The following is a 25,365-nucleotide window of genomic DNA, read 5'->3' as shown; positions in this document are numbered from 1 at the left end:
CCCCGCTCCTCGCTCCCGCTCTCCTCACCACTGAGTCCGCATCCCGAGAGGAGGCGACCGCATGTACGAAGGCATCGTCCAGGAGCTGATCGACGAGCTCGGCCGGCTCCCCGGCATCGGCCCGAAGTCGGCCCAGCGCATCGCGTTCCACATCCTGCAGACCGAGACCTTCGACGTGACGCGCCTCGCCGAGATCCTGCTGGAGCTGCGCAACCGCGTGCACTTCTGCGACATCTGCGGCAACGTCGCGGAGGAGGCCACCTGCGGCATCTGCCGCGACCCGCGCCGCAGCCGCGCCGTCATCTGCGTGGTCGAGGAGGCGAAGGACGTCCCCGCCATCGAGCGCACCCGCGAGTTCCGCGGTCTGTACCACGTGCTCGGCGGCGCGATCAGCCCGATCGACGGCATCGGCCCCGACCAGCTCCGGATCCGCCAGCTGCTGCAGCGCCTGGCCGACGGCGAGGTGCAGGAGGTCATCATCGCGACCGACCCCAACCTCGAGGGCGAGGCCACCGCGACCTACCTCTCCCGCATGCTCAGCACCCTCGGCATCCGCATCACCCGCCTCGCCTCCGGCCTCCCCGTCGGCGGCGACCTCGAGTACGCCGACGAGATCACCCTCGGCCGCGCCTTCGAGGGCCGCCGCCTCGTCGAGAACTGACCCGGTCGCACCCGCTCCGCCTGCACCCACCTCCGGCTCGCGGATTCACCTCCGGCTCGCGATTCCGGCCGATTCGGACGTGCCGAAGCGGTTTCCGCGTGCCGAACGTCCCCGGACCGAACCTCCGGCTCGTGGACTCACCTCCGGCTCGTGGTTCCGGTCGGTTCCGGCGTGCCGGGCCTGTTTCCGCGTGCCGGGCGTCTCCGGAGCGGGCCTCCGGCTCGTGGATTTACCTCCGGCTCGTGGTTTCGGTCGGTTCCGGCGTGCCGGGCCGGTTTCCGCGTGCCGGACGTCTCCGGAGCGGGCCTCCGGCTCGTGGATTCACCTCCGGCTCGTGGTTTCGGTCGGTTCCGGCGTGCCGGGCCGGTTTCCGCGTGCCGGACGTCTCCGGAGCGGGCCTCCGGCTCGTGGATTTACCTCCGGCTCGTGGTTTCGGTCGGTTCCGGCGTGCCGGGCCTGTTTCCGCGTGCCGGGCGTCTCCGGAGCGGGCCTCCGGCTCGTGGACTCACCTCCGGCTCGTGGTTTCGGTCGGTTCCGGCGTGCCGGGCCGGTTTCCGCGTGCCGGACGTCTCCGGAGCGGATCTCCGGCTCGCGGATTTACCTCCGGCTCGTGGTTCCGGTCCGTCCTGGCGTGCCGGGCCCGTTTTCGCGTGCCGGACGTCCCAGGATCGGGCCTCCGGCTCGCGGAACCACCCCCGGCTCGTCGAATCCGCCCGTTCCCGCGTGCCGGAGCCGGTTCCGCGTGCCGGGCGCGCCACGAAGGGCCCGGAGGACACCCGCACAGGCGCCGCCGCAACATGACCCCTCGCGCATGCGCCCGCCGGTAGACTCCTGCGTCGGGTCGCCACGGCCCGAGCCACTGACCCGGGAGTAGCGCGTGAGCCTGATCGTCCAGAAGTTCGGCGGGTCCTCCGTCGCCGACGCGGAGAGCATCAAGCGGGTCGCGAAGCGCATCGTCGCGACGAAGCAGGCGGGCAACGACGTGGTCGTCGCCGTCTCCGCGATGGGCGACACCACCGACGACCTGCTCGAGCTGGCGCACCAGGTCACGCCGATCCCCGCGCCGCGCGAGCTCGACATGCTGCTCTCCTCCGGCGAGCGGATCTCGATGGCGCTGCTCGCCATGGCGATCAAGAGCATGGGCTACGACGCCCGCTCCTTCACCGGCAGCCAGGCCGGCATGATCACCGACGCCCAGCACGGCGCCGCCCGCATCGTCGACATCACCCCGGTCCGCCTGCGCGCCGCGCTCGACGAGAACGCGGTCGTCATCGTCGCCGGCTTCCAGGGCTTCAACCGCGACACCAAGGACATCACCACCCTCGGCCGCGGCGGCTCGGACACCACCGCCGTCGCGCTCGCCGCGGGCCTCGGCGCCGACACCTGCGAGATCTACACCGACGTCGACGGCGTCTTCACCGCCGACCCGCGGGTGGTCAAGAAGGCCCGCAAGCTCGACCGCATCTCCAGCGAGGAGATGCTCGAGCTCGCCGCCGCCGGCGCGAAGGTCCTGCACATCCGCGCCGTCGAGTTCGCCCGCCGCCACGGCGTCACCCTGCACGTGCGCTCGTCGTTCAGCCCCAACGAGGGCACCATCGTCTACAACGCCGTGCCCGGCGAGGACGCCCCCGGAAGCACAGAGAAGAATGGACAGCCCGTGGAAGAGCCGATCATCGCCGGAGTGGCCGCCGATCTCAACGAGGCCAAGATCACCGTCGTCGGCGTGCCCGACATCCCGGGCAAGGCCGCGCAGATCTTCACGATCGTCGCGAAGACCGGCTCGAACATCGACATGATCGTGCAGAACGTCTCCGCCGCCGCGACCGGTCGCACCGACATCTCCTTCACGCTGCCCAAGGCCGACGGCCAGACCGTCCTCACGGCGCTCAACGCCGAGAAGGACGAGGTCGGCTTCGAGTCGCTGCAGTACGACGACCAGATCGCCAAGCTCGCCCTCGTCGGTGCCGGCATGCGCACCAACGCGGGCGTCTCGGCCAAGCTGTTCCGCTCGCTCTACGAGGCGGGGATCAACATCGAGATGATCTCCACGAGCGAGATCCGCATCTCGGTCGTGACCCGCGCCGACACGGTGAACGACGCCCTCCGCGTCGTGCACACCGCCTTCGGCCTCGACGCCGAGGACGAGGCCGTCGTCTACGCCGGCACCGGTCGCTGAGCGCCGTTCGCCCTCGCGATCCCGCCGATCGCACCTTCCGGCCCCGTCGACTCCGCCGTCGTTCGGTACCGTCTCCGGGGAGCCCGCCCCGGCCCTCCCGCCAGCACCCCTTCGTGCCGCTCCTCCCGCGAGCGGCCCACGGACGAAAGAGCCCAGCATGAGCAGCACCCCCCTCCACATCGGAGTCGTCGGCGCCACCGGCCAGGTCGGCACCGTCATGCGCCGCCTCCTCGAGGAGCGCGACTTCCCGATCGCGTCGATCCGCTTCTTCGCGACCGCCCGCTCGGCCGGCACGACCCTGCCGTTCCGCGGCGAGGACGTCGTCGTCGAGGACACCGAGACCGCAGACCCCTCGGGGCTCGACATCGCGCTCTTCTCGGCCGGAGCGACGGGGTCGCGTGCGCAGGCGCCGCGCTTCGCCGCCGCGGGCGCCGTCGTCATCGACAACTCCAGCGCCTGGCGGATGGACCCCGAGGTCCCGCTGGTCGTCAGCGAGGTGAACCCGCACGCGATCGAGCAGGCCGTGAAGGGCATCATCGCGAACCCGAACTGCACCACGATGGCCGCGATGCCGATCCTCAAGGTCCTCGACCAGGAGGCCGGGCTCACCCGCCTCATCGTCAGCACCTACCAGGCCGTCTCCGGCAGCGGGCTCGCCGGCGCGAACGAGCTGGCGGGCCAGGTCCGCGCGGCCGTCGCCGACGAGCACCTGCTCGACCTCGTGCACGACGGCTCGGCGGTCGCCTTCCCGGCGCCGGACAAGTACGTCGCGCCGATCGCCTTCGACGTCATCCCGTTCGCCGGCAGCCTCGTCGAGGACGGCCTGAACGAGACCGACGAGGAGAAGAAGCTCCGCAACGAGAGCCGCAAGATCCTCGAGCTGCCCGGCCTGCTGGTCTCCGGCACCTGCGTGCGCGTGCCGGTCTTCACCGGTCACTCGCTCTCGGTCAACGTCGAGTTCTCCGCGCCGCTCAGCCCCGAGCGCGCCCGCGAGCTGCTCGCCGACGCCCCCGGTGTCGCGCTGCGCGAGGTGCCGACGCCGCTCGAGGCCGCCGGCAGCGACCCGAGCTACGTCGGCCGCATCCGCGCCGACGAGGGAGCCCCCGAGGGCCGTGGCCTCGCCCTCTTCATCAGCAATGACAACCTCCGCAAGGGCGCGGCCCTCAACGCCGTTCAGATCGCCGAGCTGATCGCGGCCAAGCAGCCCGTCGCCTGACCCGGCGGATCTCGATACGCCCTCTGCGAGGGCTGCTCGATCAGCATGGTGCGCCCGCCTGCGCGCCGCGGCGGTTGCATGCTGGTCGAGTAGCCGCGCAGCGGCGTATCGAGACCCCCGTGTCCGACCAGCGGCCGCCGCCGCCGCCCGCCGACGGGAAAAGCCGTCAATTTGATGGGGGAGCGGGCCCCCGGCCCGCCTGCCGCCCGGCGCCCGACGGTAAACTCGACTCTCGTGAACTCCTCGGAACCGGTCGACGTCGCCCTCATCGGTGGGGGCATCATGAGTGCCACCCTCGGTGCACTCCTCACCAAGCTCCAGCCCGACTGGACCATCGCCGCCTACGAGCGCCTCGGCGACGTGGCGCAGGAGTCGTCGAACCCCTGGAACAACGCGGGCACGGGCCACGCCGCCCTCTGCGAGCTGAACTACATGCCCGAGGCGGCCGACGGCTCCGTCGACCCCGCCAAGGCGATCCAGATCAACGAGCAGTTCCAGATCTCGCGCCAGTTCTGGTCGAGCCTGGTCGAGGCCGGTGACATCCGCGAGCCCTCGAGCTTCATCAACTCCGCTCCGCACATGACCTTCGTGCACGGCGAGGCCAACGTCGAGTACCTCCGCAAGCGCTACGAGGCGCTGAAGGACCAGCCGCTCTTCGCCGGGATGGAGTTCACCGAGAGCACGAAGACCATCCACGAGTGGGCGCCGCTGCTGATGGAGCAGCGCCCCGCCGGTGGCGGACCCTACGCCGCGACGCGCATCCCCGCGGGCACGGACGTCGACTTCGGCGCGCTCACCCACCAGCTCTTCGACCACGTCGTCGCGCACGGCGGCACGCTCGACACCGGCCACGAGGTCACCGGCATCACCCGGCAGAAGGACGGCACCTGGCGCCTGGACCTCAAGCAGAAGGTCGGCGGCACGCCCAAGAAGGTCGTCGCCCGCTTCGTCTTCGTCGGCGCCGGCGGCGGGGCGCTGCACCTGCTGCAGAAGTCCGGCATCCCCGAGATCAAGGGCTTCGGCGGCTTCCCGATCTCGGGGCAGTTCCTCCGGACCGACAACCCGGCGATCGTCGCCCGGCACCAGGCGAAGGTCTACGGCAAGGCCGCCGTCGGCGCCCCGCCGATGTCGGTCCCGCACCTCGACACCCGCGTCGTGGACGGCCAGGCGTCGCTGCTGTTCGGCCCGTACGCCGGCTTCACCCCCAAGTTCCTCAAGCGCGGCTCCTGGCTCGACCTGCCGCTGTCGATCCGCCCGCACAACATCGGCCCGATGCTCGCGGTCGCCCGCGACAACCTCGACCTGATGAAGTACCTTCTCGGCGAGGTGCTGGCCGGTCGTGACAAGAAGATGAAGGCGCTGCGCGAGTTCCTGCCCACCGCCCGCTCCGAGGACTGGTACCTGATCACCGCCGGCCAGCGCGTCCAGGTGATGAAGAAGGACGAGAAGAAGGGCGGCGTGCTGCAGTTCGGCACCGAGGTCATCACCGGCGCGGACGGCACGATCGCCGGCCTGCTCGGCGCCTCGCCCGGCGCCTCGACGGCCGTCCCGATCATGCTCGACATCGTCAAGCGCTGCTTCCCCGACCGGATGAAGGCCTGGGAGCCGCGGATCCGCTCGCTCGTCCCCAGCTACGGCTCGACGCTCAACGACGCCCCGGAGACGGCCGAGCGCACCGTCGCCGCCACCTCGGAAGCGCTCGCGCTCCGCGCCTCGGTCTGAGCACCGAGGGCGCGCTCCGCGGGGTGCCCGTTGCACTGATCGGGTGATGATCACCTCGTCCGTCTGAGGGCATCCATGCTGATCGAGTAGCCCGCACAGCGGGCGCATCGAGATCCACCCCCGTCAGAAGACGGGTCTGCAGACCCGACCTGCTGAGGACGGCGGGTCTCGATACGCCCCTTCGGGGCTACTCGACCGGCATGACTCCACCCGAAGAGTTCGAACACATGTTCTAATGGACGCATGAGGTGGAGCGGACAGGCGATCGGCGCGGCCGACGAGGCCGCGCTCCCGGGCCTGGTCAAGCTCACCGAGCTGGTCCGCACCGTCCGCACCCCCGAGTTCGACGGGATCACCTTCTACGAGGTGCTCGCCAAGTCGGCGCTGAACCGGGTGCACTCCTCGTCGAAGATGCCGTTCGGCTGGACGATCAATCCGATGCGCGGCTGCACCCACGCCTGCACCTACTGCTTCGCCCGGCCCACCCACGAGTACCTCGAGTTCGACGGCGGGCGCGACTTCGACTCGCAGATCGTCGTCAAGGTGAACGTCGCCGAGGTGCTCACCCGGGAGCTCGCCCGGCCGAGCTGGGAGCGGCACCCCGTCGCGCTCGGCACCAACACCGACCCGTACCAGCGGGCGGAGGGCCGCTACCGGCTGATGCCCGGCATCATCGCCGCGCTGGCAGCCTCCGGCACCCCGATCTCGATCCTGACCAAGGGATCCCTGCTCCGGCGCGACCTGCCGCTGCTGCGCGAGGCGGCCGAGCACGTGCCCGTCGACCTCGGCGTCTCGATCGCCGTGTTCGACGAGGATCTGCAGCGCTCGATCGAGCCCGGAGCTCCGTCCGCCGCGGCCCGGCTGGCGACCGTCACGGCCGCCCGGGAGGCGGGCTTCGAGTGCTCGGTCTTCCTGATGCCGATCCTGCCGTTCCTCACCGACACCCGCGCCCACCTGGACGCCTCGCTCCGCGCCTGCCGCGAAGCGGGGGCGAGCACGATCATGTACTCCACCCTCTACCTCAAGCCCGGGGTCAAGGAGTGGTTCCTGCAGTGGCTCGCACAGGAGCACCCCGAGCTGCTCGACCGCTACCGCTCCCTCTACCCCGGGCGCTCCGCCTACGCGCCCGCCGAGTACCGCCGCTGGCTGTCCGCGCGCATCCGCCCGCTGATGCGCGACCACCGGCTGGAGGAGGGGGAGGCCGACCCGGCGACCGGCTCGATGCGCTCCTCCGCGCTCGGGCCGACCGCGCGCGGCGCCTCGGCGCTGCCCTCGCTCGGTGTGCTGCGGACCCTCGGCGGCGAGCACGGCCACCCGCAGGACGGCGACGAGCCGGCTCGGCACGCCGGTCTCCGCGGCGGCGGTCTGATCCTCCGCGAGCTGGGCGAGGACGGCGCCTCGATGCTGCCCGGCGTGGGCCAGCCGACGCTGTTCTGAGAGGCCCGCGGAGGCGATCCGGCCCCGCGGCTAGGATCGTCGCATGCTCCCTCGCCCCGGTGAGCCGACGACCGGCTCCTCCGCCCGGGCCGCAGAGTCCCGGTCCGTCGAGTCCCGGTCCGCCGAGACCCCTTCAGCCGACGGCGGCGCGCGACCGGTCCGGCTCGGCATCCTCGACGACCACGAGCTGCTCCTGGACAGCATGAGCAGCTGGATCGCCGCGAACGCCCCCGACTTCGAGCTCGTCGTCAGCGCCGGCACCTGGATGGAGCTGGTCACCAGCACGGTGTTCCCGACGCAGGTCGTCCTGATGGACTTCGAGCTGAGCGAGCCGATCTCGATCGAGGCGCGGATCCGCACCTGCCGTGCCGCGGGCGCGACCGTGATCGTCCTCGCCGAGCGCGAGGACGACGAGATCCGCGAGCGCTCGCTGCGGGCCGGCGCCGCCCGACACCTCACCAAGGCGCAGTCGATGCAGGACGTGATGGAGGCGGCGCGCTCGGCCATGGCGATGCGCTCGACAGTGGGGTCCGCCTCGCAGTGGCGCCCGCTGCCGATCGGGGTGGCCGCGCAGCAGCGTCCGCGGCTGAGTGCGGGGGAGCTCGAGGCGCTGCGCCACTACGTCGCCGGCGCCAGCACTCCCGAGGTCGCCGCGAGGATGAACGTGCAGTTCGAGACGGCGAAGACCTATCTGCGCCGCGTCCGGCAGAAGTACGCCAAGATCGGCCGCCCGGCCAGCCGGCGCGCCGACCTGATCCGGCGGGCGGCGGAGGACGGCCTCCTCGAGTGACCGGCACGACCGCCGACGGCACGACGACCACGACGACCACCACGACCACGACGACCGCGCCGGGCGCGGTCCGCGGGCACCGCCCGCCCACGAGCAGAGACAGGACCTGATGGCGAAGCTCTACTTCCGCTACGGCGCGATGAACAGCGGCAAGAGCACCTCGCTCCTGCAGGCCGCGCACAACTACGAGGAGCGCGGGCACCGGGTGCTGCTCGCGAAGCCGGCCGTCGACACCAAGGGCGACGAGCTCATCGTGTCCCGCCTCGGCGTGACCCGTCCGGTGGACATCCTGTTCGAGCCCGACGGCGATCCGGTCGCCGTCTTCTCCGCCGCGCGCGCCCGCGTGCTCGCCGAGACGGCCCGCGACGTCAGCGCACTGCTCGTCGACGAGGCGCAGTTCCTGCCCGAGTCGCACGTCGACGACCTGCTCCGGATCGCGATCCTCGAGAACGTCCCCGTCCTCGCCTACGGCATCCGGACCGACTTCCGGACCGCCGCGTTCCCCGGAAGCAGGCGGCTTCTCGAGATCGCGCACAGCCTCGAGGAGCTCAAGACGATCTGCCGCTGCGGGCGGAAGGCGATCTTCAACGGCCGGGTGGTCGACGGCCGATTCGTCTTCGACGGCGACCAGGTCGCCATCGACGGGGCCGAGGTCACCTACGAGTCGCTCTGCGGCTCGTGCTACCTGCAGGAGAGCCGCGGCCGGCTGCGCGGCTAGCAGTGTCGAGGTCCGCTCACCGGGTGTGACCCAGATGAAACAGGGAAGTGGGTAGCCTTGCGGGCGTGACATCACCGGAAACGCACGCAGGCCTTCCGACGCAGCACGCGAGACCGGGGGGTTCGATGGCTTCGCAGGACACTCCGCCGAAGCGCCGTCCGTCCTGGGAGCAGGACTACCGTCGGCGCCTCCTCGCCACCGATGTCGTCGCGATCCTCGTCTCGGTCTTCGGCACGCAGCTGTTCTGGTTCGATCTCAACCTCAACTCCGACGTGGGCTTCAACAACCCGGTCGACATCGCCGTCAGCTACACCTGGGTGTCCGTCGTGCTCTCGATCGGCTGGCTCCTCGCCCTGCAGGTCTTCGACACCCGCGACCGCCGCATCGTCGGCACCGGCTACGTGGAGTACCGGCGGATCGTCGACGCCTCCATCTGGCTGTTCGGCATCGTGGCGATCATCGCCTACCTCCTGCAGATCCTGCTGGCGCGTGGCTACATCATCACGGCGTTCCCCGCCGGGATCCTGCTGATCTGCGTCGGCCGCCTGATCTGGCGCTCCTGGCTGACCCGTCAGCGCAGGGCCGGCCGCTTCTCCAGCCAGGTCGTCCTGCTCGGCTCCCGCGCGAGCGTGCTGCACACCGCACGCGAGCTCCGGCGCGGCACCGAGGCCGGCTACAAGCTGGTCGGCGCGGTCTCCACCTCCGTCGGCGGCGCCGAGGCCCTCACGAGCGAGGCCGAGCTGGCGGGCCTCTCGCTGCACGGCTTCTCCGGGATCGACGGCGTGCGCGCCGTGATGGACGCGACCGGCGCCGACACCGTCGTCGTCACGAGCTCCGACGAGCTGGCCCCGCAGCGCATCCGCGAGCTCAGCTGGACGCTCGAGCCCGGCCGCGAGCACCTCGTCGTGGCGCCGAGCCTCACCGACATCGGCGGCCCGCGCATCCACACCCGGCCGGTCGCCGGCCTGCCGCTGATCCACGTCGAGACCCCGCGCTTCGACGGCCGCCAGCGCTTCGCGAAGCGGCTCTTCGACATCGCCGCGTCGACGATGCTGATCATCCTCAGCGCGCCCGTGCTGATCGTCGTCGCGGTGCTGGTGAAGACGACCAGCCCGGGCCCGATCCTGTTCCGCCAGGAGCGGATCGGGCTGAACGGCTCGACCTTCGAGATGCTGAAGTTCCGCTCGATGGTGGTCGACGCCGAGGCGCGGCTGGCCGAGCTCGCGGCCCAGCAGCGCGACGAGGGCAACAGCATCCTGTTCAAGATGGCCAAGGACCCCCGGGTCACCAAGGTCGGCACCGTCCTCCGCCGCTTCAGCCTCGACGAGCTGCCGCAGTTCCTCAACGTCTTCCGCGGCGACATGTCGCTGATCGGCCCCCGCCCGCCGCTGGCGCGCGAGGTGGAGCAGTACGAGGAGCACGTGCACCGCCGCTTCCTGATGAAGCCCGGCATCACCGGCCTCTGGCAGGTGAGCGGACGCTCCAACCTGTCGTGGGAGGACACCGTACGCCTCGACCTCTACTACGTCGAGAACTGGTCGATGACCGGCGACATCGTCATCCTCTTCAAGACTGCGCGCGCGGTCCTGGCGAGGGACGGGGCGTATTGAGCTCCTCCCTGCCGACGGGGGCCGGCCGGCCCGGTGACGAGCGGTCGGGGCCAGAGCGATCCGGACCGCGCAGCATGTCGCTGGTGGTCCTCGAGGTCCCGTTCCGCGTCGAGTTCGGGCCCGGGCTGTCCGACGAGGACGTCGCCCGCATCCGGAGCAGCTGGCGCTCCTGCGCCGCCGCCGACAGCGCCGACGCTCGCGTGATCTCGGCCGAGGTGTCGCTCCCCGGCTCGGTACCGCCGGGCGGCGTCCGGGTCGTCTCGCACTCCGTCGCGCAGCTCGAGGAGTCGCTCACGTCGACGCTCACGCTCGAGGCCATCGGTGAGCGCCGCAGCGACCTCCTGATGCTGCACGCCTGCGGCGTCGCCGCCGACGACGGCCGCGTGCTCGCGTTCGTGGCCGCTTCCGGCACCGGCAAGACGACCGCCTCGCGGGTGCTGGGGCAGCGCTTCGGCTACGTGACGGACGAGACGGTCGCCGTGACTCCCTCCGGCGCCGTGCTGCCCTATCCGAAGCCGCTGTCGGTGAAGCCCACGACCGGGAGCGCACCCAAGGCCCAGCTCTCGCCGGTCGACCTCGGTCTGCGCCCCGTTCCGGAGGCGCCGCTCGTGCTGGCCGGGATCGTCCTGCTCGAGCGCCGAGACGGCGTCGACGCTCCCCGACTCGAGCAGGTCGAGCCGACCGCGGCGATCGACGCCCTGGTGCCTCAGACCTCCTACCTCGCCGCCCGGCCGAGGGCGCTCTCCGCGCTGATCCGCACGATCACCTCGGTCGGTGGCGCGAAACGACTGGTCTACTCCGAGGCGGCCGACGTGCTCGATCTCGTCGACGGTCTGCTCGCCGCTCCGGCCGAGCCGGCGCCGGCGGTCTGGCAGGACGTCGGCGCGCTCCCGCTCGAGGCGGAGGACGCGGCCGCCGGCGGCTCCCTGCGCCGCGCGGACGTCGACGACGCGCTGGCGCTGCCCAGCGGCGAGCTGCTCGTCTTCCGCCAGAACACGGTGATCCGGCTCGCCGGGATCGGTCCGGTCCTCTGGCGCTCCGCCGCCGGCGGCGCCGATCTGCCCGACCTCGTCGCCGCGGTGCTGGCCGAGCTCGGCGGACCGCCGGAGGGGATCGACGCCTCGGCCGCGGTGTCCGCCGCCGTCGACGAGCTGCTCGGGCTCGGCGTGATGGCGAGAGCGACTCCGCTCCCGCCCACCCCGGAAGGGGTGCACGTCTGACGGTCCCCGAAACGGGGCCGATACACCGGCGTGCAATGATCTTGAAGCCCGTCTCCGGCAGTCGCCGATCGGTCCGGACCAGTGAAGGAACTTGACACTGTGGAACTTAGAGACGTCCTCCGACTTCTCCGCGATCACTGGATCGCCCTCGTCGCAGCCGTGCTCCTGGGCACCCTCGTCGCCTACGGCTGGTCGCTGACCCAGAAGCCGCGCTACGCCGCGGAGGCGCAGGGCCTCGTCTCGGCGGCCGTCGCGGACGCCGGGGGAGACCCGAGCCAGGCGATCTACCTGCGCCAGATCGCGGACTCCGTCGCGAAGTCGAGCACCCTCACCTACGTCCCGATCGCGAAGTCGCGGAACGTCGCCGAGATCGTCATCGGCAACCTCGGGCTCGACGTGACCGCCGAGTCGCTGATCACCGCCGTGCAGGTCACTCCCGACCCGGAGTCGCCGATCCTCAACGTCCGCGCGACGGCGTCCACCCCGGAGGGCGCCCGCACCCTCGCCGACGCCTGGATCGACGCGATCGCCGTCCGCATCCAGCAGGTGAACCAGGAGTCCGGCGCCGGCGACACCGTCAGCCTCTCCGGCGTCCAGTCCGCCGCTCTGCCGTCCTCCCCGGAGTTCCCGAACGTGCGCCTGGTGCTCGGCGTCGGCGCGCTGGCCGGCCTCGTGCTGGGCCTCGTCTACGCCTTCGTCCGCAACACCCTCGACCGCCGCATCCGCACCGCCGAGGTGGTCGAGCGGCTGTTCGACCTCCCGGTCGTCGGCACGCTCCCCGTCGACAAGCGCCTGAACGAGACCAACCGCATCGTGCCCGAGGCGGACACGACCGACTACGTGAAGTCCGACGGCAAGCACGCGCTCGCCGAGGCGCTGCGCGAGCTGCGCACGAACCTGCAGTTCATGAACGTCGACAGCCCGCCGCGGATCATCGTCGTGACCAGCCCGCTGCCCTCCGACGGCAAGTCGACCGTGACCGCGAACCTCGCGGTGACGCTCGCCGCCTCCGGCCAGCGCACGGTCGTCGTCGACGGCGACCTCCGGAAGCCCACCGTCGCGAAGTCCTTCGGCCTCGTCCCCGGCGTCGGCCTCACCGACCTGCTGATCGGCAAGGCGGAGCTGCAGGACGTGCTCCAGCCCTGGGGTCCCTCCGGCAACCTCTGGATCCTCGGCGCGGGCTCGATCCCGCCGAACCCGAGCGAGCTGCTCGGCTCGAACGGCATGGACATGCTCCTGCACGAGATCGCCCGCGAGGCCATCGTGCTCGTGGACGCCCCGCCGCTGCTGCCCGTGACCGACGGCGCGATCCTCACCGCCCGCACCGACGGCGCCCTCGTCGTCATCTCGGCCGGCCGGACGACGACCGACGAGCTCGGCAAGGCGATCCAGAACCTCGAGCGCGTCAGCGGCCACACCCTCGGCGTCATCCTCAACCGCGTTCCTCCGCGAGGCCAGGTCGGCCGCGGCTACGGCTACTACTACACGAGCTACTACGGCTCGCAGAAGTCGGGCGCGCGTCCGGAGGCGGCAGCCGCTCCGGTTCCTGCTCCGGCCCCCAGCGCGGTCTGAGCGGCCGCGGATGACGTTCCCGGGGGACGACGGCCTGCGGCGCGCCCGGCGCGGGTGGCGCCCCGGTGAAGCGGCCTCGGCGCCCGCCGCTCCGGTCTTCACCGTCCTCTCGGTCTGCACCGGCAACATCTGCCGCTCGCCGATGGCGGAGCAGCTCCTGCGCGCGCAGCTGGGCGACGTCACCGCGCCCAGCGGAGCGGCGCTCCTCGCCTTCCGCAGCGCGGGCGTGCAGACGCGGGACGGCTACCCGATGGAGCCGACCTCCGCGCGCCTGTCCGCCGAGCTCGGCGGCGACCCGTCCGGCCACCTCAGCGCGAAGCTCTCCGACGCCGTCGCGGGTGAAGCGGACCTGATGCTCGCGATGACGCGCGACCACCTGGTCGACGCGTCGCGACGCCACCCGCCGCTCCTGCTGCGCGGCTTTACCCTCCGTGAGTTCGCCCGCGTGCTCCCGTTCGTCGTCGCCGAGGTGCCGATTCCCGAGGTCGAGGACCCCGCCGCCCGACTGCGCGCGGTGGTGCGCCTCGCCGCCGCGAACCGCGGCCGGGCGCCCCGCGGAGACGGCGACGACATCGACGATCCGATCGGCCGCAGCGAGAGCACGCACGTCCGCGTCGCTCAGGAGATCGCCGCGGCCGTCCACGACATCTCCCGGGATCTGAGAGCATTGGCGCGGAGCTGACCTCGCGCGCGCCGCGCGGGATCCCTCCGCTCCACCCGTTCCTCCCTCCTGCAGTCGCCGACGCGACATCGACCCGCCTACGATTCGGAGAAATCCCGTGAAGCTTTCTGTCATTGGTTGCGGCTACCTCGGAGCCGTCCACGCCGCCGCGATGGCCGAGCTCGGCCACGACGTCATCGGCATCGACGTGGACCCCGCGAAGATCGAGGCGCTCTCCGCCGGCACCGCTCCGTTCTTCGAGCCCGGTCTGCCCGAGCTGCTCTCCTCGGGCGTGGCCTCCGGTCGTCTCCGGTTCTCGACGAACACGGCCGACGCCGCCGACGCCGCGGTGCACTTCATCGCGGTGGGAACGCCGCAGAAGAAGGGTGAGAACGCGGCCGACATGACCTACGTCGACGCCGCGATCGACGGCATCCTGCCGCTGCTGACGGCGGGCTCGCTCGTCGTGGGCAAGTCGACCGTCCCGGTCGGCACCGCCGCCCGCCTCGCCGAGCGGATCGCCGCCAGCGGCGCGACGCTCGCCTGGAACCCGGAGTTCCTCCGCGAGGGCTTCGCCGTCGAGGACACGATCAGCCCCGACCGCCTCGTCTACGGCGTGCCCGCCGGTGCGGCCGGCGAGGCCGCCAAGGCGACCCTCGACGAGGTCTACGCGACGGCTCTGGCCGCCGAGACCCCGCTCGTGGTCACCGACTACGCGACCGCGGAGCTCGTCAAGGTCTCGGCCAACGCCTTCCTCGCCACCAAGATCTCGTTCATCAACGCCATCGCCGAGATCGCCGAGGTCACCGGCGCCGACGTCACCCAGCTTGCCGACGCCATCGGCTACGACGTCCGCATCGGCCGCCGCTTCCTGAACGCCGGCATCGGCTTCGGCGGCGGCTGCCTGCCCAAGGACATCCGCGCCTTCTCCGCCCGCGCGGACGAGCTCGGCGTGGGCGACTCGGTCGCCTTCCTCAAGGAGGTCGACGCGATCAACCTGCGCCGCCGTCAGCGCGTGGTCGACCTCGTCACCGAGGGCCTCGGCGGCTCGGTCGAGGGCAAGAAGATCGCGGTGCTCGGGCTCGCGTTCAAGCCGGAGTCGGACGACGTCCGCGACTCGCCGTCGCTCGACGTGGCGACCCGCTTCCACGACCTCGGCGCCGACGTGGTCGCGACCGACCCCGAGGCGATCGAGAACGCCCGCCGCCGCTACCCCGACATCACCTACACGACCGACATCGACGAGGCCCTGCGCGGTGCCGACGCCGTCGTGGTCGTCACCGAGTGGAAGCAGTTCCGCGCGATCGACCCCGTCGCGGCGGGCGAGAAGGTGGCCGGGAAGCTCGTGGTCGACGGCCGCAACTGCCTCGACCAGGACGCCTGGCGCGCCGCCGGGTGGGAGTACCGCGGCCTCGGCCGCTGATCCTCGGCGACTGACGGCCGCCCGCTGGCCGGCGTCCGCTCCGTTCCACCCGGGGGATCGACCCCCGTCACGCCGGAGGGCGGCGGAGCGGGACACGTGCGCGAGCGCGGTCCCGCTCCGCCGCCCTCCGGCGTCGTCGTACCGGGAGTCGTCGGCGCAGGACGACGCCGAGGACCGCGCCGATCGCGGCGCCCGCGGTGTTCGCCAGCACGTCGTGCACGTCGGCGTGGCGCTGGGGCAGCAGCAGGAGCTGCACGGTCTCCACGGTGGCGCTCGTCGCCGCGCCGAGCAGGACGGCGAGCCACGCCCGGTGCCCGCGGAGGTGCAGCGCCGCGAGCAGTCCGAGCGGGACGAAGAGCAGCACGTTCGCCGTCGCCACGATGCCGCCGTAGCCGGGGAGCCCGAGGCCGTCGGCGCGGGGCTGTGCGAGGACCTGCTTCAGCTCGCCCGCGTGCCCGCCGTCGACCGGTGTCGGCCAGAAGACCACGGCGGCCAGGACGAGGGCGTAGGCGAGGGCGACGACGGCGGTGAGCCGGGTCGGGGGTCGAGGCATGGTGCTCGTCTCGGCGAGGGTCGCTGCGGCGACGGGAGGGAGCGCGTCAGCGGCGACGGCGAGAGCGCACCAGTCTTCCCGGCTGCGTCGGGCTCCGACCGCCTTGGCGCCGGAACATCGGCTCCCTGGCGCCGCGTGTCCGTCCGCACCGCGGAACGACGAAGCCCGGCCGGATCATCGATCCTGGCCGGGCTTCTCACCGGTCGGGGTAGCGGGATTCGAACCCACGACCTCCTCGTCCCGAACGAGGCGCGCTACCAAGCTGCGCCACACCCCGGTGGACTCTTCGCGGTGAACCGCTCACGAGCCTCGTCAATAGTAGCCGATTTCCGCGGCGGTGTCGGACACCGGTCGCGGCGCCTCGAGCCGGACCGCTCAGGCCACCGGCTCGAGCGTCAGCAGGCTGACCTCGGGTCGGCAGGCGAAGCGCACCGGCGCGTAGATCGAGGTGCCCACTCCCGCGGAGACGTTGAGGAAGGAGCTGTGCAGGCCGTTGTCCCAGGTGGAGAAGCCGGAGACCTTGTCGCGGGGGATGTCGCAGTTGGTCACCAGTGCGCCGAAGCCGGGCACGCAGACCTGGCCGCCGTGGGTGTGGCCCGCGAGGATCACCTCCGCCCCCCGCGCGACGAAGTCGTCCAGGACGCGCTGATAGGGCGCGTGCGCGACGCCGATGCTCACGCCGGCCGGCTCCTCGGCCGAGGCCCGCAGCTCGTCCACAGCGCCCGCCACGAGGTCGATCCGGTCCAGGCCGATGTGCGGGTCGTCGACGCCGAAGAGCTCGACGCGGGTGCCGCGGACGGTGAGGGCGTGCGCGGTGTTGTTGAGGTCCTGCCAGCCGAGCTCATCGGTGAAGAACCCGGTCAGTGCGGCGGTGTCGAGGTCGCTGGCGTTGCGCGCAGGGTTCTTCGACGGACCGCGGAAGTAGCGCAGCGGGTTCTTCACCCGGGGGCCGAAGTAGTCGTTGGAGCCGTGGACGAAGACGCCGGGCACGCCGGCGAAGGGCTCGAGGGCGCGGCGGATGCCCAGCACGCCGTCGCGGTGGCCGAGGTTGTCGCCGGTCCCCACGACGAGGTCGGGGGCCAGGGCGGTGAGCGAGCGCAGCCAGTCCTGCTTCTTCGTCTGCCACGGCGCCATGTGCAGGTCGGAGAAGTGCAGGATGCGGAGCGGCGCGGAGCCCGCGGGCAGGACGGGCACCGACTCGTGGCGGACCGTGAACATCGTCCGCTCGACGGCGATGCCCCAGACGGCGGCGGCGCTCCCGACGGCGGCGACGGCCGCGAGGGCCGTGGTGAGGGGGCGAGCGCTGCTGCGTCCGGTCATGGATCCTTCTCTCGTCGGGGCGGGGCCGCGGGAGCGGCCGCGTACAGTCTGCCCGACGCGGCCCGGGGGACCGCCCGGGTTCAGCCGCCCGGCGGCGGGGTGGACGGACCGGCGCTGATCTGCAGTGCGATCGCCGCGCCGCGGGCGAGTCGGGAGCCGGCCGGCGGGTTCGTCTGGGCGACGGAGCCGGCGGGCCGATCGGACGGCACCCGCGTCGGGTCGACCGAGACGACGAAACCGAGCTCGCGCAGGCGCGCAGTGGCGGCGGCGGGGTTCTGGCCGGTCACCTCCGGGACCGCCTGCTGCGGCGCGTCGACGAGCGACTGCTGGGGCGAGGGGAAGGCCGAGCCGCCGTACTTCTGATCGGCGACGCGCATGATCCGCGGCCAGATCTGGTGGCGCACCTGCCCGGCGTTGACCCGGTTGAGGCTGAAGCCGCGCATCGAGGTGAAGCCGCTGACGTTGCCGACCCAGGTCGCGGTGGCGACCTCGGTGCTGGCACCGACCATCCAGGTGTGGACCGCGTTGTCGGTGGTGCCGGTCTTGCCGATGTGCGGGACGCCGGTGCCGGTCGCGGAGGCGCGGCCGGTGCCGCCCGTCATCACCTGCTGCAGGGCGAAGTCGGCGGTCGCAGCGACCTCCTCCGACAGGCCCTGCGTGCAGGTGCTCGCCGGTGGGGCGACGTCGGCGCCGCCGCGGTCGACGATCCGGTCGATCGCGATCGGCGTGCAGACGGTGCCCTTGTTCGCGAAGCCGGCGAACGCGGTCGCCATGGTCAGCGGGGCGATCTCGTTGGTGCCCAGGATGGTCGGCGCGAACTTCTGCAGCTCGGTGCCGTCGGCGCGGTGCACACCCATCGCGAGCGCGGTGTTGCGGATGCCGCACAGGTCGAGCTGCTGCGCCATCGCGGCGAAGCCGGTGTTGATCGAGCCCTTGGTCGCATCGAGCGCGGAGTAGACGCCGCCGTTGCCGCCCTCGTCGTTCTTCGGGTCCCAGCTGTCGCCGTAGTAGGTGCCGTCCGGCTCGCAGCTGTCGCGGAAGGTCGTGTACGCGCGACGGGTGCCGTCGACGGTCTCGTTCAGGGCCCGGCCCTCCTGCAGCCATTCGGCGAGGGTGAAGACCTTGTAGGTCGAGCCGACCTGGAAGCCGCTGGAGCCGCCGTAGCCGAAGTCGGTGCTGTAGTTGACGCTGGTGTAGTTGGCACCGCTGACGTCGGGGTCGTTCGAGTAGTCCTTGTTCTGCGTCATCGCGAGGATGCGGCCGGTGCCGACCTCGACCGAGACGCTCGCGCTGCCGATGTTGACCCGGGCCATCGACTTCGGCACCCAGTCCTCGGTGGCGGCGACCGCGGCCTCCTGCAGATCGGAGTCGAGGGTCGTGTAGATCTGGTAGCCGCCGCGCTTGAAGGTCGCGTCGCGCTCGTCCTGGCTGGCACCGAAGGCGTCGTCGTTCTTGATCACCCAGGTCACGTAGTCGCAGAAGTAGGCCGCGATCCCGGCGGTCTGGCAGCCGGTGCTCGGCTCCGTGATCACGGGGACGACGGGCGTCGAGGCGGCCTCGCCGATCTGCTCGGGGGTGACCTTCGACTCGATCCCCATCCGGGTGAGGATGTAGTTGCGGCGGTTGAGCGTCTCGGGGTAGCCCTCCACCGCGAGGTTGGCCGGGTCGTCCGGGCGATCGAAGCGGAACTTCTCGGGGTTGTTCACGATGGCGATCAGCGCGGCCGACTGGGCGAGGGTGAGGTCGCGGGCACTGGTGTCGAAGTAGTACCGCGCTGCCGCCTCGATGCCGTAGACGGTGCCGCCGAAGAGCGCGATGTTGAGGTAGCCGAGCAGGATGTCGTTCTTCGGGTACTCCTTCTCGAGCCCGATCGAGAGGCGCATCTCGGCGACCTTGCGCTCGGCCGTGGTCTCGGTGGCCTCGCGGTAGGCGGCGTCGCGCTCGATCGGGTCGGAGAGCGCCTCCGCCTTCTGCACGAGCACGTTCTTGACGTACTGCTGGGTGATCGACGAGCCGCCCTGCACGTTGCCGCCGGAGGCGACCGTGGCCGCGGCGCGGATCGTGCCGAGCAGGTCGATACCGCCGTGCTCGTAGAAGCGCGGGTCCTCCGAGGCGACGACCGCGTCCTTGACGAAGGGGGAGATGTCGTCCCAGCCGACCTCCACGCGGTTCTGCGCGTAGAACGAGGCGAGGAGCACGTCCTGGCCGTCCGCGCCCTTCGCGTAGACGTCGCTCTTCTCGGCGAGCGTGCCGATCTCGAGGTAGCCCGGGAGGTTGTCGAACATGGTGACCGTGTTGTTCGCGGCCATCCCGCCGAGCGCGATCGCCGGAGTGACCGACGCCGCGACGAGGACTCCGGCGATGACGCTCATGGCGACGATCCCGATCAGTCCTCCGACCGCGGCGCCGATGGACGTGACGACCCTGTTCCCGACTGCCCCCGACATAGAATCAGCGTAACCGCCGCTCCTGACACCGGACGCGGCGCTCGACCCGCCGGCACCGACTCCTCCGGGTGCGGTGCGCCCGGCAACCGCACCCCTGCCTCACGAGGAGAGCCATGTCCGTCCCCCGCTGGGAATACATCACGACGCCGCTGATGATCCACAACACCACCGCGATCCTGAACACCTGGGGCTCCGAGGGGTGGGAGCTGGTCCAGATCGTCACCGGTCCCGAGGGCGGGCTCGTGGCGTACCTCAAGCGCCCGGTCGCCGAGGCCGGCGCGTGATCGCCGAGCGCCTGGCCGAGCTGGGCATCGAGCTCCCCGCGGTCGCGGTGCCGGCCGGCGCCTACATCCCGGCCGTGGTCGAGGGGAACCTGGTCTTCACGGCCGGGCAGATCCCGTTCGTCGACGGCGCCCTGCCCGCGACCGGCAAGGTCGGCGCGGGCGTCGAGCCCGAGGTCGCGAAGGACCTGGCCCGCGTCTGCGCCCTCAACGCGCTCGCGGCGATCGCCGACGTGATCGGCTCGCTCGACCGCGTGACCCGGATCGTCAAGGTGACCGGCTTCGTCGCCTCCGCCCCCGGCTTCAACGGCCAGCCCGGCGTCATCAACGGCGCCTCCGAGGTGCTCGGCGAGATCTTCGGCGAGGCGGGCAAGCACGCGCGCTCGGCCGTCGGCGTGGCGGAGCTCCCGCTCGACGCACCGGTCGAGGTCGAGCTGATCGTCGCCTTCGCCTGAACCGGGTCCCGGCTCGACGAAGGGCGCCGCTCTCCCCTCGGGAGGCGGCGCCCTTCGGCGTTCGGGGCTCGGTTCTCTGCGGCTCGGTCCTCGGCGGTCTAGTCCTCGGCGGCGACCGCGGAGGAGATGACGGACATCACCTGCGTGTCGGCCAGCGTGGTCGTGTCGCCGACGGCGCGGCCCTCGGCCACGTCGCGCAGGAGCCGGCGCATGATCTTGCCGGAGCGGGTCTTCGGCAGCTCCTGCACGATGAAGATGCGCTTCGGCCGGGCGATCGCGCCGATGTGCTCGGCGACGTGCGCCTTGAGCGTCGCCTCCAGCTCGTCGTGGCCGCTCGCGAGCGCCTCCGCCTGGCTCGCCTTGGCGATGACGAAGGCGACGACGGCCTGGCCGGTGGTCTCGTCCGCGGCGCCGACCACGGCCGCCTCCGCGACCACCGGGTGCGAGACGAGGGCCGACTCGATCTCGGCCGTCGACAGGCGGTGGCCGGAGATGTTCATCACGTCGTCGACGCGGCCGAGCAGCCACAGGTCGCCGTCCTCGTCGAGCCGGGCGCCGTCGCCGGCGAAGTAGCGGTCGCCGAACTTCGACCAGTAGGTCTCGACGTAGCGGTCCGGGTCTCCCCAGATGCCGCGCAGCATCGACGGCCAGGGCTCGGTGATGACCAGCAGCCCGCCGGAGCCCGCGCCGACCGGGGCGCCGGAGTCGTCGACGACGTCGATCGAGATCCCGGGGACGGGGACCTGCGCCGAGCCCGGCTTCAGGGTCGTGACGCCGGGCAGGGGCGAGACCATGATCGCGCCGGTCTCGGTCTGCCACCAGGTGTCGACGATCGGGGTGCGGCCGCCGCCGATGACGTCGCGGTACCAGATCCAGGCCTCGGGGTTGATCGGCTCGCCGACCGAGCCGAGCAGGCGGAGGCTGGTGAGGTCGAAGCGCTGCGGGATCTGCCGGCCGAGCTTCATGAAGGTGCGGATCGCCGTGGGAGCGGCGTACAGGATCGTGACGCCGTGCTTCTCGATGATCTCCCACCAGCGTCCGGCGTGCGGGGTGTCGGGCGTGCCCTCGTACATGACCTGGGTGGCGCCGTTCGCGAGCGGTCCGTAGACCACGTAGCTGTGCCCGGTGATCCAGCCGACGTCGGCGGTGCACCAGTAGACGTCGGTCTCGGGCTTGAGGTCGAAGACCGTGCGGTGGGTGTACGCGACCTGGGTGAGGTAGCCGCCGCTGGTGTGCAGGATGCCCTTCGGCTTCCCGGTCGTGCCGCTCGTGTAGAGGATGAACAGCGGCTGCTCGGCGGGGAACGGCCGTGCGACGTGGTCGGCGTCCACTGCGACGATCTCCTCGTGCCACCACAGGTCGCGGTCCGCGCTCCACTCGACGGTGTTGCCGCCGCGGCGGACGACGAGGACGTGCTCGACGCTCGACGCGCCGCCGTCCAGCGCCAGCGCCGCGTCGACCGCGGGCTTGAGCGGGAAGACCGAGCCCTTGCGCCAGCCGCCGTCGGCGGTGACGACGAGCTTCGCCTCGGCGTCGTCGATCCGCGCGCGCAGGCTCTCGGCGCTGAAGCCGCCGAAGACGACCGAGTGCACGGCGCCGAGCCGGGCGACCGCGAGCATCGCGATGACGGCCTCGGGGATCATCGGCAGGTAGATCGCGACGCGGTCGCCGGCCTGCACGCCCAGGCTCGTGAAGAGGTTGGCCGCCCGCTTCACCTCGGCGGTGAGCTCGGCGTAGGTGAGGTCGCGGCTGTCGCCGGGCTCGCCCTCCCAGTGGATCGCGATGCGGTCGCCGTGACCGGCCAGCACGTGCCGGTCGAGGCAGTTGTAGGCGACGTTGAGCTCGCCGTCGTCGAACCAGCGCGCGAAGGGCGGCTCGCTCCAGTCGAGGGTGCGCGTGAACGGCCGGTGCCAGTGCAGCAGCACGCGGCTGCGGTCGGCCCAGAAGGCGAGGCGGTCGGCGGCGGCCTGCTCCGCCTGCCCGGCGGTCGCGGCGGCGTCGGCGGCGAACTCGGCGGGCGGCGGGAAGCGGCGCGTCTCCTGCTGGAGGCTGTCGATGGCGCTCGAGCCTGCGGCCCCGGACGCGTCGAGGGGTGTGGACATCTGCGATTCGCTCCTTCGCGAGTGCGACGTGCGCCGGCCGGCGTGGTCGGTTCCGGACCACCGTAGCGTCCGGCTCACGGGTGGGGAGGGGACGACGCGAAGCTGACCGCCAGGCGGGGTTTCGTGAAGAGTCGGCTCAGAACGCGGATCCGACTTGGCGAAATCGCCTCCGTGCCCTAACGTTGCATACGGCCGAATGAACTTCGGCTCAGCGGCGCGAGTGATTCCCCCCAATCCAGCGCCGCCGAGGCGGCACCTGTTCCCCCCAATGGGTGCCGCCCCCTTCTCTTCCCTCCGCTGATCAAGCGTTCTGCTCCCCGGAGGATCCGCGAGGCCGCCGGCCGGCCGCATCCTCGGCCCGCGAGAACACGCTCGGCACGTCGGACCGGCCGGTTCCGGCGAGCCGGAGCTCGGATCGCGTGCCCGAGCTCCGGCTGCTGGACCTTCGGCTCGCGGAAACGCGCGGGCACGCCCGATCAGCCGGTTTCAGCGTGCCGGGGCTCGGGTCGCGTGCCCGAGCTTCGACCGGTGGACCTCCCGCTCGCGGAAACGCCTCCGGCACGCTGGATCGGCCGGTTCCCACGTGCCGGGGCGGGGATAGCGTGCCGGAGCTTCGGCTGCTGGACCTTCGGCTCGCGGAAACACCTCGGGCACGCCGGATCGGCCGGTTCCGGCGTGCCGGGGCTCGGATCGCGTGCCGGAGTTCGGAGCGGCGCACCGTCGGCTCGCGAGAACGCCTTCGGGCCGGAGCTGGTCGCTCCTCCCCAGGGGCGTCCCCGGCCCTGACGTCCACCGATGCGGTCTTCGGCGTGCCACCGGAGGGCGCGCGCTCCTAGCGTTCCCGGATGACCACTGGTTTCGTCCCGCTCGTTCCCGCCGCCTACCGCCCGGACGCACCTCGCCCGCCGGGTGAGGACGACGGCGGTGCACCGCGACCGGCGCCGGTCCGTCCGGCGGCGGCGGCGCTCGGCCTGCTCGCGCCGTTCGCGGCGGATCCGGCGGTGACCGACCTCTTCGTCAACGGGGATTCGGGCCTCTGGGTCGACCGGGGCGGAGGCGCAGTGCGAGAGCCGACCTGGACGCTCGACGCCGCGGGCGCCCGGCGACTCGCGGTGTCGCTGGTCGCGGCCGGCGGGCGGCACGTCGACGAGGCGAGCCCGTGCGTGGACGTGCGGCTGAAGCACGGCGTCCGCGTGCACGTGGTGCTGCCGCCGGTCGCGACGGCGGGGACGCTGATCTCGGTGCGCGTGCCGCGGGCCGATGCCTGGAGTCTCGACGAGCTGCACGCGGCGGGGATGCTCGACGACGCGGGCCGCGGCCTGCTGCGCCGGGCCGTCTCCGCGCGCTGGAACCTGCTCGTCACCGGAGCCGGCGGATCGGGCAAGACCACGCTCCTCGGCGCCCTCCTCGGCTGCGCGCCGCCGCACGAGCGCCTGGTCGTGATCGAGGACGTCGGCGAGCTGCGGCCCGCGCATCCGCAAGTCGTCTCGCTCGAGGCGCGCCAGCCGAACCTCGAGGGCGCGGGCGGCGTCGGTCTCGACCGTCTGGTCCGTGAGGCGCTGCGGATGCGGCCGGACCGGCTCGTCCTCGGCGAGTGCCGCGGCGTGGAGCTGCGCGATCTGCTGTCCGCACTGAACACCGGGCACGACGGCGGAGCGGGGACGCTGCACGCCAACTCGCTCGCCGACGTCCCCGCGCGGCTGGAGGCGCTCGGGTCGCTCGCCGGGATGGGGCCGGAGGCCGTCGCGCGGCAGACGGTCAGCGCGATCGACCTGGTGCTGCACCTCGAGCGACGGAGCGGCCGGCGCCGGCTCGCCGCGTCGGGCTGCTTCCGGCTCGATCACGCCGGGCGGCTCCGGATCGAGGAGGGCGCCGTGCCGCAGCGGGGCTCGCCGTGAAGCGCGGGGCGGGGGTCGACGAGGTCGCGGCCGTGGTGCACCGCCTCTCGGTGCTGCTCGCAGCGGGCGTCGCGCCGGCATCGGCGCTGGCGCACCTCGCGGCGTCGGACGACTCGGAGGCGGCGGGTGCCGCGCGACGTCGTCGGCTGCTGCGCGCGGTGGCGGTCGAGGCGGCGCGCGGCGGGGACGTGACGGCGGCGCTCCTGGCGGGCGTGCCCGCCTCCCGCCGAGAAGAGGGGCGGCGGGCGGGGGAGCGCGCCCCTCGCCGCAGGGAGAGCGCGGCACGGGGGTCGCGTGATCGCGGCGAGGAGACCGCCTGGGCGGCCCTGGCCGCCTGCTGGCGGGTCGCCGCGGACTCCGGGGCGCCGATCGCCGCGGCCCTCGGCGAGCTGGCCGAGTCCCTGCGGGAGCTGGGCCGGGCGCGGCGCGACATCGAGGTCGCCCTGGCGGGCCCGCTCGCGACGAGCCGGGTGGTCGGCGGGCTGCCGCTGGTGGCGCTCGGCTTCGGCACGCTGCTGGGCTTCGATGTGCTGGGTGTGCTGATCGGGACGGTGCCGGGACTCGTCTGCCTGGTGGGCGGGCTCGGGCTGATGCTCGGTGCCGTTGCGTGGACGCGCCGGCTCGTCCGCGGCGCCGGCCCGGGGGACCCGGCACCGGGGCTGGCGCTCGACCTGCTCGCGGTCGCGCTCGCGGGCGGGGGATCGATCGGGGGCGGGCGGGAGCGGGTGCTGGCGGCGCTCGCCGAGTGCGGGCTCGCGTCGGGGCCGCCCGCGCTGGCCGCGGCGGAGCCTGTGCTCGCGCTCTCGAGCGCGGCAGGGGTGCCCGCGGGCCGGCTGCTGCGCAGCGAGGCGGCACTGGCGCGGGTGCGGGCCGCGTCCGAGGCGCGGGAGCGGGCGGCGAGGCTCGGCGTGACGCTGCTCCTGCCGCTCGGAGTCTGCGTGCTGCCAGCGTTCCTCCTGCTGGGCGTGGCTCCGATGATGATCTCGGTGCTGCTGTCGACGTTCGCGGGGCAGCGGTGAGCGGTCCCGCGGGAGCTCTCCACAGGCCGCTCCTCTCTCCTCTTGTCCACCGTTCGCGAGCTCCCCACCCCGACCTGCTCCGGG

The 25,365-nt window shown here is 72.4% G+C and carries 20 protein-coding genes and 1 tRNA gene; 16 read left to right on the top strand and 5 right to left on the bottom strand.

All coding sequences use genetic code 11. From position 1 onward, the window contains the following. Positions 1-61: 61 nt before the first annotated feature. From recR to EDF22_RS12305, 12 genes are all read left to right on the top strand, one after another. Positions 62-661 carry a recombination mediator RecR gene (recR, locus tag EDF22_RS12360; RefSeq protein ID WP_123447702.1) on the top strand — a complete coding sequence of 200 codons (600 nt, stop codon included), beginning with the start codon at positions 62-64 and terminating at the stop codon, positions 659-661. An 877-nt stretch (positions 662-1,538) separates the two neighbouring features. Beyond that, entirely contained in the window at positions 1,539-2,837 is a 1,299-nt protein-coding gene (locus EDF22_RS12355) for an aspartate kinase (protein ID WP_123447701.1), read from the top strand. A 157-nt stretch (positions 2,838-2,994) separates the two neighbouring features. Then, positions 2,995-4,053 carry an aspartate-semialdehyde dehydrogenase gene (locus tag EDF22_RS12350; RefSeq protein WP_123705214.1) on the top strand — a complete coding sequence of 353 codons (1,059 nt, stop codon included), beginning with the start codon at positions 2,995-2,997 and terminating at the stop codon, positions 4,051-4,053. 174 nt (positions 4,054-4,227) lie between these two features. Then, positions 4,228-5,775 (top strand): malate:quinone oxidoreductase, encoded by a 1,548-nt coding sequence (locus EDF22_RS12345; protein ID WP_123705213.1) that lies wholly within the window; start codon positions 4,228-4,230, stop codon positions 5,773-5,775. Positions 5,776-6,018: 243 nt separating this feature from the next. Next, positions 6,019-7,212: an Rv2578c family radical SAM protein gene (locus tag EDF22_RS12340; protein ID WP_123705212.1), complete on the top strand. Its 1,194-nt coding sequence runs from the start codon at positions 6,019-6,021 to the stop codon at positions 7,210-7,212. A 43-nt stretch (positions 7,213-7,255) separates the two neighbouring features. Continuing rightward, on the top strand, positions 7,256-8,002 hold the full coding sequence (locus EDF22_RS12335) for a response regulator transcription factor (protein WP_123705211.1): 747 nt from the start codon (positions 7,256-7,258) through the stop codon (positions 8,000-8,002). Positions 8,003-8,111: 109 nt separating this feature from the next. Further along, entirely contained in the window at positions 8,112-8,720 is a 609-nt protein-coding gene (locus tag EDF22_RS12330) for a thymidine kinase (protein ID WP_123447696.1), read from the top strand. 125 nt (positions 8,721-8,845) lie between these two features. After that, positions 8,846-10,330 carry a sugar transferase gene (locus tag EDF22_RS12325; RefSeq protein WP_123705210.1) on the top strand — a complete coding sequence of 495 codons (1,485 nt, stop codon included), beginning with the start codon at positions 8,846-8,848 and terminating at the stop codon, positions 10,328-10,330. Between the two features lie 83 nt (positions 10,331-10,413). Further along, positions 10,414-11,550, top strand: coding sequence for a hypothetical protein (locus tag EDF22_RS12320; RefSeq protein ID WP_148059182.1), 1,137 nt, complete (start codon positions 10,414-10,416; stop codon positions 11,548-11,550). A 99-nt stretch (positions 11,551-11,649) separates the two neighbouring features. Further along, positions 11,650-13,122: a polysaccharide biosynthesis tyrosine autokinase gene (locus tag EDF22_RS12315; protein WP_185038891.1), complete on the top strand. Its 1,473-nt coding sequence runs from the start codon at positions 11,650-11,652 to the stop codon at positions 13,120-13,122. 10 nt (positions 13,123-13,132) lie between these two features. After that, a complete protein-coding gene (locus EDF22_RS12310) occupies positions 13,133-13,804 on the top strand; it encodes a low molecular weight phosphatase family protein (RefSeq protein ID WP_123705207.1) in 672 nt (223 codons plus the stop codon). Between the two features lie 97 nt (positions 13,805-13,901). Next, positions 13,902-15,206, top strand: a complete 1,305-nt coding sequence (locus tag EDF22_RS12305) for a UDP-glucose/GDP-mannose dehydrogenase family protein (protein WP_123705206.1) — start codon at positions 13,902-13,904, stop codon at positions 15,204-15,206. A 67-nt stretch (positions 15,207-15,273) separates the two neighbouring features. Here EDF22_RS12305 and EDF22_RS12300 read toward each other — a convergent pair whose 3' ends face one another. The 4 genes from EDF22_RS12300 to EDF22_RS12285 all read right to left on the bottom strand — a co-directional run bounded on the left by EDF22_RS12300 (position 15,274) and on the right by EDF22_RS12285 (position 19,526). Beyond that, positions 15,274-15,759: a VanZ family protein gene (locus EDF22_RS12300; protein ID WP_123705205.1), complete on the bottom strand. Its 486-nt coding sequence runs from the start codon at positions 15,757-15,759 to the stop codon at positions 15,274-15,276. A gap of 203 nt (positions 15,760-15,962) precedes the next feature. Further along, positions 15,963-16,036: transfer RNA gene (locus EDF22_RS12295), tRNA-Pro, on the bottom strand. 98 nt (positions 16,037-16,134) lie between these two features. Further along, complete coding sequence (locus tag EDF22_RS12290; protein WP_123705204.1) at positions 16,135-17,079, bottom strand: metallophosphoesterase; 945 nt, start codon at positions 17,077-17,079, stop codon at positions 16,135-16,137. A gap of 80 nt (positions 17,080-17,159) precedes the next feature. Then, positions 17,160-19,526, bottom strand: a complete 2,367-nt coding sequence (locus EDF22_RS12285) for a transglycosylase domain-containing protein (protein WP_123705203.1) — start codon at positions 19,524-19,526, stop codon at positions 17,160-17,162. A gap of 113 nt (positions 19,527-19,639) precedes the next feature. Between EDF22_RS12285 and EDF22_RS20835 the strand changes: the two genes are divergently transcribed. Further along, positions 19,640-19,810, top strand: coding sequence for a hypothetical protein (locus EDF22_RS20835; protein WP_164861113.1), 171 nt, complete (start codon positions 19,640-19,642; stop codon positions 19,808-19,810). After that, positions 19,807-20,262: a RidA family protein gene (locus tag EDF22_RS12280; protein ID WP_221180922.1), complete on the top strand. Its 456-nt coding sequence runs from the start codon at positions 19,807-19,809 to the stop codon at positions 20,260-20,262. The genes EDF22_RS20835 and EDF22_RS12280 overlap by 4 nt, the downstream gene beginning before the upstream one ends. A 98-nt stretch (positions 20,263-20,360) precedes the next feature. On the opposite strand, the gene acs is transcribed toward EDF22_RS12280, so the two are convergent. Then, positions 20,361-22,364, bottom strand: a complete 2,004-nt coding sequence (gene acs / locus EDF22_RS12275; RefSeq protein WP_123705202.1) for an acetate--CoA ligase — start codon at positions 22,362-22,364, stop codon at positions 20,361-20,363. 845 nt (positions 22,365-23,209) lie between these two features. On the opposite strand from acs, the gene EDF22_RS12270 reads away from it, so the two are divergent. Both EDF22_RS12270 and EDF22_RS12265 read left to right on the top strand, forming a co-directional pair. Next, positions 23,210-24,262 carry a TadA family conjugal transfer-associated ATPase gene (locus tag EDF22_RS12270; protein ID WP_123705201.1) on the top strand — a complete coding sequence of 351 codons (1,053 nt, stop codon included), beginning with the start codon at positions 23,210-23,212 and terminating at the stop codon, positions 24,260-24,262. Next, positions 24,259-25,281, top strand: coding sequence for a type II secretion system F family protein (locus EDF22_RS12265; RefSeq protein WP_123705200.1), 1,023 nt, complete (start codon positions 24,259-24,261; stop codon positions 25,279-25,281). The genes EDF22_RS12270 and EDF22_RS12265 overlap by 4 nt, the downstream gene beginning before the upstream one ends. The last annotated feature ends 84 nt before the right edge of the window (positions 25,282-25,365 follow it).

Source organism: Rathayibacter sp. PhB127, from assembly GCF_003751665.1.
GTDB classification, from domain to species: domain Bacteria; phylum Actinomycetota; class Actinomycetes; order Actinomycetales; family Microbacteriaceae; genus Rathayibacter; species Rathayibacter festucae.
This window is presented reverse-complemented; position numbering and strand designations above follow the sequence as displayed.

What these genes read in the sequence shown, in the direction of transcription:
- EDF22_RS12350 (WP_123705214.1), top strand. Translation starts at nt 2,995, where the DNA reads ATGAGCAGCACCCCCCTCCACATCGGAGTCGTCGGCGCCACCGGCCAG.
- recR (WP_123447702.1), top strand. Translation starts at nt 62, where the DNA reads ATGTACGAAGGCATCGTCCAGGAGCTGATCGACGAGCTCGGCCGGCTC.
- acs (WP_123705202.1), bottom strand. Translation starts at nt 22,364, where the DNA reads ATGTCCACACCCCTCGACGCGTCCGGGGCCGCAGGCTCGAGCGCCATC.
- EDF22_RS20835 (WP_164861113.1), top strand. Translation starts at nt 19,640, where the DNA reads ATGTCCGTCCCCCGCTGGGAATACATCACGACGCCGCTGATGATCCAC.
- EDF22_RS12325 (WP_123705210.1), top strand. Translation starts at nt 8,846, where the DNA reads ATGGCTTCGCAGGACACTCCGCCGAAGCGCCGTCCGTCCTGGGAGCAG.
- EDF22_RS12330 (WP_123447696.1), top strand. Translation starts at nt 8,112, where the DNA reads ATGGCGAAGCTCTACTTCCGCTACGGCGCGATGAACAGCGGCAAGAGC.
- EDF22_RS12340 (WP_123705212.1), top strand. Translation starts at nt 6,019, where the DNA reads ATGAGGTGGAGCGGACAGGCGATCGGCGCGGCCGACGAGGCCGCGCTC.
- EDF22_RS12335 (WP_123705211.1), top strand. Translation starts at nt 7,256, where the DNA reads ATGCTCCCTCGCCCCGGTGAGCCGACGACCGGCTCCTCCGCCCGGGCC.
- EDF22_RS12285 (WP_123705203.1), bottom strand. Translation starts at nt 19,526, where the DNA reads ATGTCGGGGGCAGTCGGGAACAGGGTCGTCACGTCCATCGGCGCCGCG.
- EDF22_RS12310 (WP_123705207.1), top strand. Translation starts at nt 13,133, where the DNA reads ATGACGTTCCCGGGGGACGACGGCCTGCGGCGCGCCCGGCGCGGGTGG.
- EDF22_RS12300 (WP_123705205.1), bottom strand. Translation starts at nt 15,759, where the DNA reads ATGCCTCGACCCCCGACCCGGCTCACCGCCGTCGTCGCCCTCGCCTAC.
- EDF22_RS12270 (WP_123705201.1), top strand. Translation starts at nt 23,210, where the DNA reads ATGACCACTGGTTTCGTCCCGCTCGTTCCCGCCGCCTACCGCCCGGAC.
- EDF22_RS12345 (WP_123705213.1), top strand. Translation starts at nt 4,228, where the DNA reads ATGGGGGAGCGGGCCCCCGGCCCGCCTGCCGCCCGGCGCCCGACGGTA.
- EDF22_RS12290 (WP_123705204.1), bottom strand. Translation starts at nt 17,079, where the DNA reads ATGACCGGACGCAGCAGCGCTCGCCCCCTCACCACGGCCCTCGCGGCC.